Source organism: Herbaspirillum sp. VT-16-41, from assembly GCF_001994935.1.
GTDB classification, from domain to species: domain Bacteria; phylum Pseudomonadota; class Gammaproteobacteria; order Burkholderiales; family Burkholderiaceae_D; genus Herbaspirillum; species Herbaspirillum frisingense.
Genome location: NZ_MUXB01000169.1, coordinates 1 through 355, shown reverse-complemented (window position 1 = coordinate 355; position 355 = coordinate 1). Strand labels below are relative to the sequence as shown.

1 protein-coding gene is annotated in these 355 nt (G+C 70.4%); it reads left to right on the top strand.

Features of this window, described 5'->3' with window-relative positions:
* The coding region (locus tag BTM36_RS29985; protein ID WP_174616922.1) for a VIT1/CCC1 transporter family protein at window positions 1-350 on the top strand (350 nt) is incomplete at its 5' end.
* Between the last annotated feature and the right edge of the window lie 5 nt (window positions 351-355).

The window sequence follows — 355 nt, the reverse complement described above, 5'->3', positions numbered from 1 at the left end:
CCGAGCTGCAGCGGCAAGACGCGCTGGGGGCACGCAGGTGGAGCGAGGGCGACATCGATCCGGACGAGAGCGTCAGCCACTGGAATGAAGCGATCGGGGCGGTCCTGGAGAACGACGGGGGGGCGCTGCTGCAGATGGCAGCGATCCACCAGCCCCCGCCGGACCTGCGGATCCCCGTCACCTTTGCCTCCACCCAGCTGGCGCTGGCGCTGACGGGATGGATCGCGGCGAAGGTGGGCGAGGCCAACCCGGTGCGGGCCTCCCTGCGTGTGGTGATCGGTGGCGCGCTGGCCCTGGGGGTCACCTTCGCGATCGGATCGTTGCTCGGCCAGTCGGGCCTGAACATCTGAGCTGG